Source organism: Stenotrophomonas sp. 82F1, from assembly GCF_056861525.1.
In genome coordinates this window covers 27,592-40,348 of the sequence record NZ_JBSPUD010000031.1, presented here as the reverse complement: position 1 = coordinate 40,348, position 12,757 = coordinate 27,592, and the positions used below count along the sequence as shown (strand labels likewise).

9 protein-coding genes and 1 pseudogene are annotated in these 12,757 nt (G+C 66.3%); 2 read left to right on the top strand and 8 right to left on the bottom strand.

Annotation, left to right across the window (positions count from 1 at the left end; translation table 11 throughout):
- Positions 1–50: 50 nt before the first annotated feature.
- A pseudogene (locus AC13GI_RS20460) lies at positions 51–1,418 on the top strand (IS3 family transposase).
- A 132-nt stretch (positions 1,419–1,550) separates the two neighbouring features.
- Here AC13GI_RS20460 and rodA read toward each other — a convergent pair.
- The 5 genes from rodA to AC13GI_RS20435 form a co-directional block, all read right to left on the bottom strand.
- A complete protein-coding gene (rodA, locus tag AC13GI_RS20455) occupies positions 1,551–2,663 on the bottom strand; it encodes a rod shape-determining protein RodA (RefSeq protein WP_205405496.1) in 1,113 nt (370 codons plus the stop codon).
- Positions 2,660–4,738 (bottom strand): penicillin-binding protein 2, encoded by a 2,079-nt coding sequence (gene mrdA / locus AC13GI_RS20450; RefSeq protein WP_482997199.1) that lies wholly within the window; start codon positions 4,736–4,738, stop codon positions 2,660–2,662. The genes rodA and mrdA overlap by 4 nt, the downstream gene beginning before the upstream one ends.
- 3 nt (positions 4,739–4,741) lie before the next feature.
- The gene (gene mreD, locus AC13GI_RS20445; RefSeq protein WP_099820622.1) at positions 4,742–5,227 is read right to left on the bottom strand and encodes a rod shape-determining protein MreD; all 486 of its coding nucleotides are present in this window, start codon (positions 5,225–5,227) and stop codon (positions 4,742–4,744) included.
- Positions 5,224–6,444, bottom strand: a complete 1,221-nt coding sequence (mreC, locus tag AC13GI_RS20440) for a rod shape-determining protein MreC (RefSeq protein WP_482997198.1) — start codon at positions 6,442–6,444, stop codon at positions 5,224–5,226. Before mreC ends, mreD begins: the two co-directional genes overlap by 4 nt.
- A gap of 121 nt (positions 6,445–6,565) precedes the next feature.
- On the bottom strand, positions 6,566–7,612 hold the full coding sequence (locus tag AC13GI_RS20435; RefSeq protein ID WP_025877255.1) for a rod shape-determining protein: 1,047 nt from the start codon (positions 7,610–7,612) through the stop codon (positions 6,566–6,568).
- 282 nt (positions 7,613–7,894) lie between these two features.
- Between AC13GI_RS20435 and AC13GI_RS20430 the strand changes: the two genes are divergently transcribed.
- Entirely contained in the window at positions 7,895–8,833 is a 939-nt protein-coding gene (locus AC13GI_RS20430; RefSeq protein ID WP_059065157.1) for a carbohydrate kinase family protein, read from the top strand.
- A gap of 202 nt (positions 8,834–9,035) precedes the next feature.
- Here the strand turns inward: AC13GI_RS20430 and AC13GI_RS20425 are convergent, their stop codons facing one another.
- The 3 genes from AC13GI_RS20425 to AC13GI_RS20415 form a co-directional block, all read right to left on the bottom strand.
- Complete coding sequence (locus AC13GI_RS20425) at positions 9,036–11,009, bottom strand: LTA synthase family protein (RefSeq protein ID WP_482997197.1); 1,974 nt, start codon at positions 11,007–11,009, stop codon at positions 9,036–9,038.
- A 310-nt stretch (positions 11,010–11,319) separates the two neighbouring features.
- Positions 11,320–11,934, bottom strand: coding sequence for an HAD family hydrolase (locus AC13GI_RS20420; RefSeq protein ID WP_482997200.1), 615 nt, complete (start codon positions 11,932–11,934; stop codon positions 11,320–11,322).
- Positions 11,935–11,936: 2 nt separating this feature from the next.
- On the bottom strand, positions 11,937–12,668 hold the full coding sequence (locus tag AC13GI_RS20415) for a hypothetical protein (RefSeq protein WP_482997196.1): 732 nt from the start codon (positions 12,666–12,668) through the stop codon (positions 11,937–11,939).
- Positions 12,669–12,757: the final 89 nt, after the last annotated feature.

Genomic DNA, 12,757 nt, shown 5'->3' with positions numbered 1-12,757 from the left:
GGTGAAGTGACCCCCGGGAGTTGGACGCCAGATCCAACCCCGAGGGATACATGAACAGGTACGAAGCTCGATTCAAACTGCAGGTCGCCAAAGAAGCCTGCAAGACCTCCACGTCGGTCAAAGCCATCGCCCGACACCACGGTTTGGAGTTCTCCACGGTCAGACGCTGGGTGGCTACGTATCGGCTGCACGGTTGGCGCGGGTTTCACCGCCAGACCCGGTCCTATGACCTCGCGTTCAAGCTGGCTGTTCTGGAGAAGATGAGCCGGGACGGCATGTCCGGGCGTGAGGCCACCACCTACTTTCAGATTGGCGATGCCGGCGCAGTGGGGCAGTGGCGGCGCCTGTATGCTCAGGGCGGTGCCCAAGCGTTGGCACCGCCGCCGCTGCCGCCCCGAAAGCCGATGAAAAAGACCCGTTCGTCCAAACCACCTGAGGATATGAGCCGCGATGAGCTGCTCAAGGAAGTCGCCTATCTGCGTGCGGAGACCGACTACCTAAAAAAACTCGATGCCTTGATCCGGGAAGAGCAGGCGGCGCAGGACGCAAAGCGCAAGCCATCCAAGGATTGAGGCAGGTTCATACGCTGTCGCTTCTGCTCGAAGCGGCAGAGCTGTCGCGCAGTACTTTCTATTACCAGAACCATGTCCTGGCCCATCCGGATCAGGACGAGGCAGATCTGTGCGAGCGCATCCGTGCAATCTACGATCAAAGCCAAGGGCGCTATGGCTATCGCACGGTGACGCTGGAATTGGCCAATCAGGGCCATCGGACCAATCACAAGCGGGTACAGCGTCTGATGGGAGAGATGGGCCTGAAATCACGGGTCCGCGTGAAGCGCTACCGATCTTTCAAAGGGGCAGCCAATGTTGTGGTTGGCAATGACCTCAATCGCCAGTTCCATGCCGAGCGGCCCAACCAGAAGTGGGTGACCGACGTCACCGAGTTCAAGGTGCAAGGGATGAAGCTCTACCTGTCGCCGATCATGGACCTCTACAACGGCGAAATCGTGGCTTATCAGATCAAGCGTCAGCCCGTGTTCGATCTGGTAGGTCAGATGCTGGACGAAGCCATCAACAAGCTCTCCCCGGATGAGCGCCCCATGATCCACTCCGACCAGGGCTGGCAGTACCAGCATGAAAACTACCGGCACATGCTGGAAAAGCACTCGTTGAAGCAAAGCATGTCCCGGCGTGGCAACTGCCTGGACAATGCGGCAATGGAAAGCTTTTTCGGGACGCTGAAGTCAGAATTTTTCTACCTGAACAGCTTTGACAGCATCGAGAGTCTGGAGGCTGGGCTCGTGGATTACATCAAGTACTGATTACATCAAGTACTACAACCAAGAGCGCATCAGATTGAAATTGAAGGGCCTGAGCCCGGTACAGTACCGGAAACAGGCCCAAGCGGCCGTTTGACCCCACCGTCCAACTCTCGGGGGTCACTTCAGGGATGGGTTCACGGCGTCCCCCGCGAATCCACCCCGCCCGGCCAACCACGGCTGTTGCTTTCAGCAACCACCCACGAGGGGCTGCGCCGATGGCTGGAAACTACCCATACCCGCCATGCACCGGATTGTGACGACGCACCGCCATCACCAACCCGAACCCCGCCAGCAGCGACACCGCCGACGTACCGCCGTAACTGATCAACGGCATCGGCACACCCACCACCGGCAGCAGGCCCGAGATCATCCCGCCGTTCACCAGCACATAGACGAAGAACGCCAGCCCCGTGGCACCGGCCAGCAGGCGCGAATACGAATCGCGTGACTGGCTGGCGATCCACAGGCAGCGCCCGATCACCACCAGATACAGCGTCAGCACCAGCGCCACGCCGATCCAGCCGAACTCCTCGCTCAGCACCGAGAACGCGAAGTCGGTGGTCTGCTCGGGAATGAAATTCAGGTGCGACTGCGAGCCTTCACCCCAGCCCTTGCCATCGAAACCGCCGGAACCAATGGCGATCTTCGACTGGATGATGTTCCAGCCCGCGCCCAGCGCATCCATTTCCGGGTCCAGGAACATCATGATGCGGTCCTTCTGGTACGGCCGCAGCAGCCAGAACCAGGCAACGGGCGCCACTGCCGCCACGCCGCCCACGCCCAGCCCCACCCACCACCACGGCAGGCCGGCCAGCAGCAGCACGAACACACCACTGGCGGCGATCAGCACGCCGGTACCGAAGTCCGGCTGCAGCATCACCAGCCCGGTCGGCACGCCGATGATCACCATCGCCACCAGCACCGTGTTGAAGCGCGGCGGCAGCGGCATCTTGTGCAGGTACCAGGCCACCATCATCGGCAGGCTGACCTTCAGCAGTTCGGCCGGCTGCAGGTAGAAGAACTTCAGGTCCAGCCACTGCCGGCCGTACTTGCCCGTGCCCAGCGCGAACACCGCCAGCAACGGAATCATCGAAATGGCGTAGATCAGCGGCGTGGCCGAGCGGATGCGCAGGATCGACACCCGCGAGATGCCCCACATCGCCGCCAGGCCCACGGCAAAACGCACGCCCTGTGCCATCACCAGGCCATCGCCGCCAGCGCTCTTCAACGTTGCCAGGCCGATCACCATCAGCGCGCCCAGGGCGAGGCACAGCAGCCAGTCGAGGCTGCTGAAGAACCGCTGCAGCATTTCGCCGGCCCAGCGCAGGAACTCCTTCATCGCGCAGCCTCCGCAGCAGGGGTCGGGCGCGTGCCGGCCGGCACGGTTGCCGCAGAAGGCGCACCGGGCGCAGGTGACGGCACAGGCTCCGGCGCAGGAACACCGATCAGCACCGGATGCTCGGCCAACTGCGCGGCGGCGATATCGCCGGCCTGGCGTGCGCCCACGTCTTCATTGTCGAAGGCAGTCGCACCGATAGCAGTAGTGCCGCGCTCGCTGTCCAGCGGCTGCATGCCCTCAGGCATCTTGCCCAGCAGCCAGGCATCGAAGATCTTGCGCGCGATCGGTGCGGCCGCCGCGCCGCCATAACCGCCGCCTTCCACGGCGATGGCCAGCGCGATCACCGGCTGCTCGGCCGGCGCGAAGCCGACGAACAGCGCACGGTGGCGCAGGTGCATCGGCAGGCTTCTGGGATTGACCGCGGCGGTGCCCTTGCGGCTGACGACCTGCGCGGTACCGGTCTTGCCCGCCATCGTGTACGGCGCGCCGGCTGCCATGCGTGCGGCGCTGCCGCCGGGAAGCATGGTGGCCATCATGCCTTCGCGCACGGCCTGAAGATTGTTCGGATTGGGGCTGACCGGCTTGCTCGGGCCGGGCTCTGTCGCCACCCAGTCACTGTCGAAACCAGCACGCTGCTGCATCACCAGGTGCGGCGTGCGCAGCTGGCCATTGGCCAGGCCGCTGACACCACGGGCCAGCTGCAGCGGGGTGACCTTCCAGTCGCCCTGGCCGATGCTGATGTTCACCGTATCGCCGGGATACCAGGCTTCCTTGCGGCTCTTCCGCTTGTAGGCCGGCGACGGCAGGATGCCGGAGATCTCGCCGGTCAGATCGATACCGGTCGGCTGGCCGAAGCCGTAGTACTCCATGTAGTGGTCGAACCGCTCGATGCCCAGGTCCAACGCCAGCCGGTAGTAATACGTATTGACCGACTGCGCGATGGACTTGCGCAGATCGGTCCAGCCGTGACCGCCACGGTGCGAATCGCCCCAGCCACGCGAGGTGCCCGGCAGGTAGAACATGCCGGTCGACAGCACCTTGTCCTCCGGACGGCGAACGCCCGAATCGAGGCCGGCCAGGCCGATCAACGGCTTCAGGGTCGAACCGGGAGCGACGCCGCCGAGTACCAGGCGATTGAACTGCGGGCGCGACGGGTTGTCGTTCAGCGCCTTGAAATCAGCATGCGAGATGCCGTTCACGAACAGGTTCGGGTCGTAGGACGGCAGGCTGACCATTGCCAGCACTTCACCGGTACGCGGGTCCATCGCCACCGCCGAGCCTTCCTGATCGCCGAAGGCGGCCACCATCGCGCGCTGCAGGTCGGCGTCGATCGACAGCCGCAGGTCGGCGCCGGACTGTGCGGCGACACGGCCGATGGTGCGGATCGCGCGGCCCTGCACGTTGGTCTCGACCTGCTCGTAGCCGACCTTGCCGCGCAGTTCCTGCTCGTAATAGCGCTCCAGGCCGGACTTGCCGATATGGGTCAGCGCAGCATTGCCTTCGCCGAGGATCTCCAGATCCTTGTCGTCCACGCGGCCGACGTAGCCGATGATGTGCGCGAACAGGTCGCCATAGGGATAGCGACGGGTCAGGTAGGGTTCCAGCTCGACGCCGGGAAAGCGCCAGCGGTCCACGGCGAAGCGCGCCATTTCCTCATCGCTCATGCGCAGCTTCAGCGTGACCGGCAGGAACTTGCGGCGCGCCTTGCGCGACTTGTTGAACGCCTCCAGTTCTTCCGGGCTGATCTGGATGATCTTCGCCAGCCCTTCCAGGGTGGCATCCATGTCCTTGACCTTGTCCGGGGTCACATCCAGGCGGAACGCCGGCACGTTCTCGGCCAGCAGCCGGCCGTTGCGGTCATAGATCATGCCGCGCCCGGGCACCACCGGCCGCGGCTTGATGCGGTTGGCTTCGGAGCGGGTGGCGTAGATGTCGTGGTCCAGCACCTGCAGCTTGAAGTACCAGCCGCCCAGGCCCAGCAGGCAGACCAGCACGCCGAAGAAGCCCAGCGCCGCGCGGCGCCGGAACTGTTCGGCTTCGGCGTGCGGATTCTTGACCTGGCGGCGCGGCAGCATGGCTCAGCGCCCGCGCTTGCCGAAGCGCACCGCATCCAGCAGCACGAACACCAGCGGCCACAGGCCCATGCCGAGCAGCGGTGCCCACCAGTACGACCACGGCAGGGTCGGCTCGCCCACCATGATGTGGACCAGCGCGCTGACGATGCGGTCGTTGAACAGCAGGCCGCCGATGGCCAGCATCTGCTGCGACATCGGGAAGAAGCGGATGCGCGCGCGGAAGCGCTGCAGGATGAAGGCCAGCATCACCAGCCGCAGCGCCTGTTCGCCCAGCACGCCGCCATACAGCAGGTCGGCGACGACGCCGCTGGCGAAGGCGATGCCGAGACCGACGCGCTCGGGCGCTTCGATCACCCAGTAGGCCAGCACCAGGGCCAGCCAATACGGACGCAGCGGCTGCAGCAGCGCCGGCAACGGCAGCAGGCCCAGCAGCAGGGCCACCACCACGCTGGCCGGCAGCACCCAGCGGTTGTCGCGAAGGCGGCTCATCGTTGCGCCTCCGGTGTGGTCGGCTGCGGTTGCCGGCCAGCGGCCGGCACTACCGTGGACCCGGCGGGTGCAGAGCCCCCTTGTTGTTCAAGGGGGCGCGCCGAAGGCGCGGGGTTAAGGGAGGATGCGCGGGCCGGTTGCGCCGAAGGTGCAGTCGGCTCAAGGGGGCGCGCCGAAGGCGCAGCGTTAAGGGAGGATGCGGGGGCAGCCGTCCCCGTCGCAGACGAGGACGGTTGCCGGCCAGCGGCCGGCACTACCGGAGAGGTTTGCGTCGTCGAAGGCGCCGTCGGCGCGGCACCGCTCGGCAGCGCGGTGGCATCGGCTGGGCCACCGGGAGCAACCTGTTCCATCTGCAGGCGCAGGTTCGGCGGAATACGGATCGCTGCGCCGGGGCGCAGCAGAAGCACGTCGCGGCCGCGATCAAGCTGCGCGGCCGGCTTCAGTTCCCCCACCAGGAAGGCATGGGTGTCGTCCGGGCGCAGGCCGGTGATGGTGCCCACCGGGAATCCGGCCGGGAAGCGACCGCCAAGACCGGACGTGACGATCTCGTCGCCCACTTCCACACCAGCGCTGAGCGGGATGTCGCGCAGTTCCAGCTTGTCGCCGCGGCCGTAGACGATCAGGCGCACGCCGTTGCGGGCCACGGTCACCGGCACCGCGTGGTCGGGGTCGGTCAGCAACAGCACGGTGGAGCTGCCCGCAGTCACGTTGATCACCTGGCCCATCAGGCCGCCGGAATCGATCACCGCCTGGCCGACGTGCACGCCTTCGCGGCTGCCGGCATCCAGCACCAGGCGCTGTTTGACCGGGTCCAGGTCGATGTCCAGGATCGGCGCCAGCTGCACGTCCAGGCCACTGCGCTCGGCCACGTTCAGCAGTTCGCGCAGCTGGGCATTGTCCAGCGCGGCGGTCTGCAGACGGGTCAGGCGGGCGTTGGCCAGCAGCAGCTGGTTGCGCAGCTCGCGGTTCTCGGTCACCAGCTGGCCGTGGCTGGCGGCGGAGTCGCGCACCTGCCCGCCGAGCTTGCCGGGCAGGCCGGCCAGCGCCCACACCGGCTGCACCAGGCTGTTGGCCTGCTCGCGCAGACGCGCCAGCCAGCCGGCCTGGTCGTCGAGGACGATCAAGGTGATTGCCAGTGCGAGATAGGCCAGCAGCCGCAGCGGGCTGGCGGCATCACCGGATCGGGAAGCGACGGGAGGTCCGGCGTAGGGCGGCACGGCAGCGATTCAACTGGCAGAAGGCGGATGGGAAACACGCAGGCGCCCCGCCGGTGCCGACCCGCCGATGTGGCAGGCCGCACCCCGGAGGGGCGCTGCGGGCGCAGGCAGCCGGGACGGCTTATTCCGGCGCAAAGAACTCGTTGCCGTGCATGTCGACCAGTTCCAGCGCACGACCGCCACCGCGGGCCACGCAGGTCAGCGGGTCGTCAGCCACCTGCACGTGCAGACCGGTTTCCTCGGAAATCAGGCGGTCCATGTCGCGCAGCAGGGCGCCACCACCGGTCAGCACGATGCCGCGCTCGGCGACGTCGGCGCACAGTTCCGGCGGGGTCTGCTCCAGTGCCAGCTTGACCGCGCTGACGATGCCCGACAGCGGCTCGTGCAGCGCTTCAAGCACTTCGTTGGAGCTGATCTTGATCATCTTCGGCACGCCCTCGGCGAGGTTGCGGCCAGAGATTTCCATCTCGATCGCTTCCGCCTGCGGGTAGGCACAGCCCAGTTCGACCTTGATGCGCTCGGCGGTGGCTTCACCGATCAGCATGCCGTGGTTGCGGCGCACGTAGTTGGTGATCGATTCGTCGAAGCGGTCGCCGCCGATGCGTACCGAAGCGGAATAGACGATGCCGTTGAGCGAGATCACCGCCACTTCGGTGGTGCCGCCGCCGATGTCGATGACCATCGAGCCACGGGCTTCGGTGACCGGCATGCCGGCGCCGATCGCGGCCGCCATCGGCTCCTCGATCAGGAACACGTCACGGGCACCGGCCTCCTCGGCCGACTCCTTGATCGCGCGGCGCTCGACCTGGGTCGAGCCGGCCGGCACGCAGACCAGCACGCGCGGGCTCGGGCGCAGGAAGCGCGACTTGTGCACCTTCTTGATGAAGTGCTTGAGCATCGCCTCGGTGTAGGTGAAGTCGGCGATGACGCCGTCCTTCATCGGGCGGATGGTGGTGATGTGGCCCGGGGTACGGCCGAGCATCTGCTTGGCCTCGGCGCCAACGGCTGCCACCGACCGGGTACCACCAATGGCGCGATCCTGGCGCACTGCGACCACGGACGGTTCGTTCAGCACGATTCCCTGCCCACGCACATAGATGAGGGTGTTGGCCGTGCCCAGGTCGATGGACAGGTCATTGGAGAACATGCCGCGCAGTTTCTTGAACATCTGGGAGTTGATCCTGAGGGGTGTCGCGCCCAACGCGGGATGGCGAAAAAATGGGCAGAAATCGAGGTCGACAAGCCTAGCAACCTGCCTGCCGCCGAGCAAGGAGAAATCCAGCTGAACCCGCGCCTTCACAGGCTTTCGGCCTGATCGGGCATCACCCGGTTCTGGCCCTGAGCGGCACCAGCGGGTAACCTTTGCGCCGTCGGGCGCCCAAGGGCGCCGTTTGCTTGCCTGCCGAAGTGGGCCGGCCCACCCCAAAATTCACCGCATAGGCTTACATCGATGTCCGCTCTGATCTGTGGTTCTCTTGCCTTTGACACCATCATGGTGTTCCCGGACCAGTTCAAGAATCACATCCTGCCGGACAAGGTGCACATCCTGAACGTGTCGTTCCTGGTGCCGCGCATGCGCCGCGAGTTCGGCGGCTGCGCCGGCAACATCGCCTACAACCTGCACCTGCTGGGTGGCGATCCGATCCCGATGGGCACGGTGGGCTCGGACTTCGGCCCGTACCGCGAGCACTTCGATGCACTGGGCATCGACCTCACCCGCGTGCGCGTGATCGATGAGCTGTTCACCCCGCAGGCGTTCATCACCACCGACCACGACAACAACCAGATCACCGCCTTCCACCCGGGCGCGATGATGCGCTCCTACGAAAACCACGTGCGCGACGTGCCGGGCGTCAGCCTGGGCCTGGTCGGCCCGGACGGCCGCGAAGGCATGATCCAGAACGCGCTGGAGTTCCACGAAGACGGCGTGCCGTTCATCTTCGACCCGGGCCAGGCGATGCCGTTGTTCAACGGCCCGGAACTGCGCGAGTTCATCGAGCAGGCCGATTACGTGGTGGTCAACGACTACGAGTCGAACCTGCTGCAGGAACGCACCGGCTGGAACGAAAAAGAGATCGTCAGCCGGGTCAAGGCCTACATCACCACCCGTGGCCCGAAGGGCGCGGTGATCCACACCCCGGAAAAGAGCTACGACATCCCGCCGGCGCACGAGCGCCGCGTGGTCGATCCGACCGGTTGTGGCGACGCCTTCCGCGCCGGCCTGATCTACGGCATCCAGAAGGGCTTCGACTGGCTGACCATCGGCCGCATGGGCAACCTGATGGGCGCGCTGAAGGTCGAGCACCCGGGCACCCAGAACCAGCGCTTCACCTTCGATGAGTTCAACGAGCAGTTCAAGCAGCAGTTCGGTTACGCGTTGAACGCGTAAACGAACTGCCCGCGCATTTCTCCTTATCCCCGCGCCTTCGGCGCGCCCCCTTGAACAACAAGGGGGCTTTCCACCCGACGCGCTATCGGCACCGCTCTGGTAGCGCCGGGCCATGCCCGGCGGCTTTCCGACCAGACACTTTCGATTCCGGATGCAGCCCGCGCTGCGCGCTCGCCGGGCATGGCCCGGCGCCACCTCCGGCTTAGGGCTTGGCCTTCTCCGGCAGGCGGTACAGCTCTTTTTCGTAGGCCAGCGTGCCCCACATCGCGTAGGCATGTGCGCGCCGCGCCAGTTCCGGCCGCAGCGGCTGCGGCTGCAGCTGGTCGCTGGCCGGGTCGTAGCGGAAGCCCTGCGCGGGCTTGTCCGGCTGCAGGATGGCCACGTCGTTGCCTTCCATCCACGCCAGGTTGCGGTCGTACTGCATCAGCGCGCGTCCCGGCTGCAGCCGCTGCAGGTCGGTCAGGTCCTGTCCCACCGTCGGGGTGGGATCGGCAATGCCCAGCAGTGACAGCAGGGTCGGCGGCAGATCGATCTGGCTGACGATGCGGGTATCGCGGCGTGCCTCGATGCCGCCGCCGAGAATCAACCCGGGAATATGGAAGTTGCCGATCGGCACCATGTTCTTGCCGAACACCCGCGAATCATGGTCGGCCACCACCAGGAACACGGTGTCCTCCCAGTACGGTGAGGCCATCGCCTTGCGGAAGAACTCGCCCAGCGCATGGTCGGCGTATTTGGCGGCGTTGTCGCGGGTCTGTTTCGGCTGCTCGTACAGGTCGATGCGGCCATCCGGGAACTCGAACGGATCGTGGTTGCTGGAGGTGAACACCAGGCCGAAGAACGGCGTGCCCTGTGCTTTCAGCTGCCGGAACTGCTGGTCGGCCTGGCCGAACAGGTCTTCATCCGACGCACCCCAGGAGCCGACAAATGCCGGCTTGCGGTAATCCTTGCGGTCCACGATGCGGGTGAAGCCATTGGCGAGGAAGAACTCGCGCATGTTGTCGAAGTGGCTTTCGCCGCCGTAATAGAAGCCGGTGTCGTAGCCATGCCGCCCCAGCACATCGGCCAGGGTGAAGAAGCGCTGGCGGCTGGCGGGCAGCTTGACCACCGATTCGGCCGGGGTCGGCGGGAACCCGGTCAGTACCGCCTCGATGCCGCGTACCGAACGCGTGCCGGTCGCATACAGACGCTCGAACGCCCAGCCCTGCCTGCTCAGGCGGTCGTAATTGGGCGACAACGGCCGCCCACCAAGACTGCCGATGAACTGCGCGCCCAGGCTTTCTTCCAGCACGATCACCAGATTGCGCGGCTTGCCCTGGTACTGCGGCGGACGCAGCGCCAGGCTCGGCAACGCGTCGGAGACGTATGCCGATGCCGGCAGGCCGCTGCTGGCGCGCAGTTCGCCGACCACCTCGGCCAGCGACAGGTCACCGTAGACGCGCGAGGTTTCACTGCGGGTCGCCAGTTGCCGCGCGGCATAGCCGACGGTGTACAGCGAATTCAGTGGCAACGCGTTGATGGTCGGGTCGGTCGAGAACGCCACCAGCGCCGGATTCAAGGGCCGATGCCCCAGGCTGGAACGCACGCCCAGCGCCGCCAGCAGCAGCACCAGGAACGCCAACGGCAGCCGCCACAGCCATCCGGCTTCGACTGTGGCCATCGGGCTGTTGCCGACCCAGCGTCGCGACCCGCGAAGCAATGCCCAGAACAGCACGATCACCGCGGCCACTTCGATCACCACGGCCAGCAGATGGCCGCGCAGCAGGGTCATCCCGACTTCTTCGGGATAGATCAGGTATTCCAGGAACAGGCGATTGGGGCGCAGGCCGTACTCGGCCATGAAGCTCGGCGTGGCCAGCTCCATGAACACCAGCAGCACGCTCGCCAGGATCAGCCACCACCGCAGCAGATGGCGCCACGCGCGGCCCATGCGCCCTTCCAGCGGCAACAGCAGCGCCAGCACCGCCGGGATGCCGTACAGCAGGCACAGGGTGGCCACATCCACCCGCAGGCCCTGCAGCAGCACCGTGGCCCAGCCGTCGGCAGCACTGACCCGCGCGGCGTGCCACAGCGCCAATCCCAGTCGCGACAACGACAGGGCGACCAGGCCAAACAGGAAGAAGGCGGCAATCGGACACAGACGCCGGTACAGCGACACCCACACAGCTCGGAGCATGAAAGGAATCCAGAAATGGAGCAAAGGACACCCATGCCCCATCCTTGGCAGCGGGCCACACCGTACAACGTGTAACCCGACACAACCGCCAGCGCGGCAGGACCACCCGCCGGCACCGCCAACGCCCGCCGCAGCGTTGATCAGGCCGCGGCAGTGAGCGGCGACGGTTCCGCAACCGCCTGCGCTTCACCCCCTGCCGGGCATTCGAAGCGCGTCCAGGCGGCCTCGCACAATACACTGTGATGACAGTCGAGCGTTGACCGCCGGCGCGGTCCCCAGGTTCCCGCCACAACGCGTCGAGAGCGCCGCGCTAGCCTCGCCAGCGCTCCAGCACTGCCGCGCAATCGGCCAGATGCCAACAGGCCATGTCCGGCCACAGGTTGTCCGGGGCATTGACCAGCAGCGTGCGGCTGCCGGCCGCGCGGCCGCATTCCAGATCGAAGCGGTAATCGCCCACCATCACCACCTGCGACGGTTCCACCTGCCAGCGCCGCAGGAAGTACTGCAGCCCGGCGGGGGACGGCTTCGGCTCGGCCTCGTCACGGCCGATGATGGCGTCTTCGGCAAATACGTCACCCAGCCCGATGGCCTGCAGGGTGACCTGCGCCAGGCTGCGCACGTTGCGGGTCAGGATGCCCAGCCGGCAGCCGGTGTCCTGCAGCGCGCGCACCAGCGCCACCGCGCCCGTCGCCGGCTGCGACGCAGCGGCCAGCGCACGCTCGTGTGCCAGCAGCCAGGCATGCTTGGCGCGGGCCTCCGCGGCCGGCAACCCGGCCAGGTGGGTGAGGATGTCATCCTCCTGCGGAATCGCCAGTTCGCGCTTGATCCGCGCGAAATCATGCACCGCCACGGTCAGCGTGCCATCCATGTCGAACACCCAGTGGCGGATCGTCGACAGTGCCGGCGCAGCCACCCGTGCATCCATGGTCAATGCCACCACGCCGGCATGCGGCTGGCGTCCACGCCACCAGTTTCGAACACCGCCGTGCGGGTGCCACCGGCCTTGACCGGGAATTCGATGCGGATCGACTTGCCCTTGGCTGCCAGCTTCCACAGCGCCTTCTGGTCGGTGATGAACAGGGCGATCGCCTCGTCGGTCTTCGGCCGCCAGGCCGCCATGGAGATCGGCTTGCCATCGTCCACCGTGACCTTCACCGTGCACTGCGGGCAGCGGAAATCGCCGGCCTGCAGCACCAGGTAGGCATGACGCTTCCATTCGGGATGATCGCGGAACACCAGCTGCACCGGCTTGGCACCACTGCCATCCACGTCCACCCGCTCCTTGCTGAAGATCTGTGCCGACACCTGGTTGCCCTTGTTGCCGACCGGAATCTGGTTGTACTGCCACAGCGCCTGCATGCGGCGCAGGTCGCGCGCGGCATCGCCCTTGGCCTTGACCTCGTCGAAGCCGGCGGCGATGCGCTCGGCGGCGGCGGTGTCCTTGTACTGGTCCAGCAACGAGGCGCCATGCAGGCGCGCACGCTCCCAGTCCTGCGCGGCCACGGCCATGTCGTACTGCTTGGCCACGTCCTCGGCCTTGGCTTCCTTCTGCGCCTGCACGGCGGCAGCGGCGGCCTCCTGCGCCTTGCGTTCTTCCTCGGGGTTGCTGCAGGCGGCCAGGGCCAGGGTGCAGGCGGTGAGCAGGATCAGTCGTTTCATGGCGGAGGTCCTTCGTGTTTGCGCTTTTTTGTAGAGTCGAGGCCAGGAGCACAGGGGTTGTTAATACCCAGCAGGCAAGGGGGGAGCAA

Bases quoted from the DNA above. Each gene is read 5' to 3' on its own strand.
- rodA (WP_205405496.1), bottom strand. From the start codon at position 2,663: ATGAAGGAGTTCCTGCGCTGGGCCGGCGAAATGCTGCAGCGGTTCTTC.
- mrdA (WP_482997199.1), bottom strand. From the start codon at position 4,738: ATGCTGCCGCGCCGCCAGGTCAAGAATCCGCACGCCGAAGCCGAACAG.
- mreD (WP_099820622.1), bottom strand. From the start codon at position 5,227: ATGAGCCGCCTTCGCGACAACCGCTGGGTGCTGCCGGCCAGCGTGGTG.
- AC13GI_RS20435 (WP_025877255.1), bottom strand. From the start codon at position 7,612: ATGTTCAAGAAACTGCGCGGCATGTTCTCCAATGACCTGTCCATCGAC.
- AC13GI_RS20430 (WP_059065157.1), top strand. From the start codon at position 7,895: ATGTCCGCTCTGATCTGTGGTTCTCTTGCCTTTGACACCATCATGGTG.
- AC13GI_RS20425 (WP_482997197.1), bottom strand. From the start codon at position 11,009: ATGCTCCGAGCTGTGTGGGTGTCGCTGTACCGGCGTCTGTGTCCGATT.
- AC13GI_RS20420 (WP_482997200.1), bottom strand. From the start codon at position 11,934: ATGGATGCACGGGTGGCTGCGCCGGCACTGTCGACGATCCGCCACTGG.
- AC13GI_RS20415 (WP_482997196.1), bottom strand. From the start codon at position 12,668: ATGAAACGACTGATCCTGCTCACCGCCTGCACCCTGGCCCTGGCCGCC.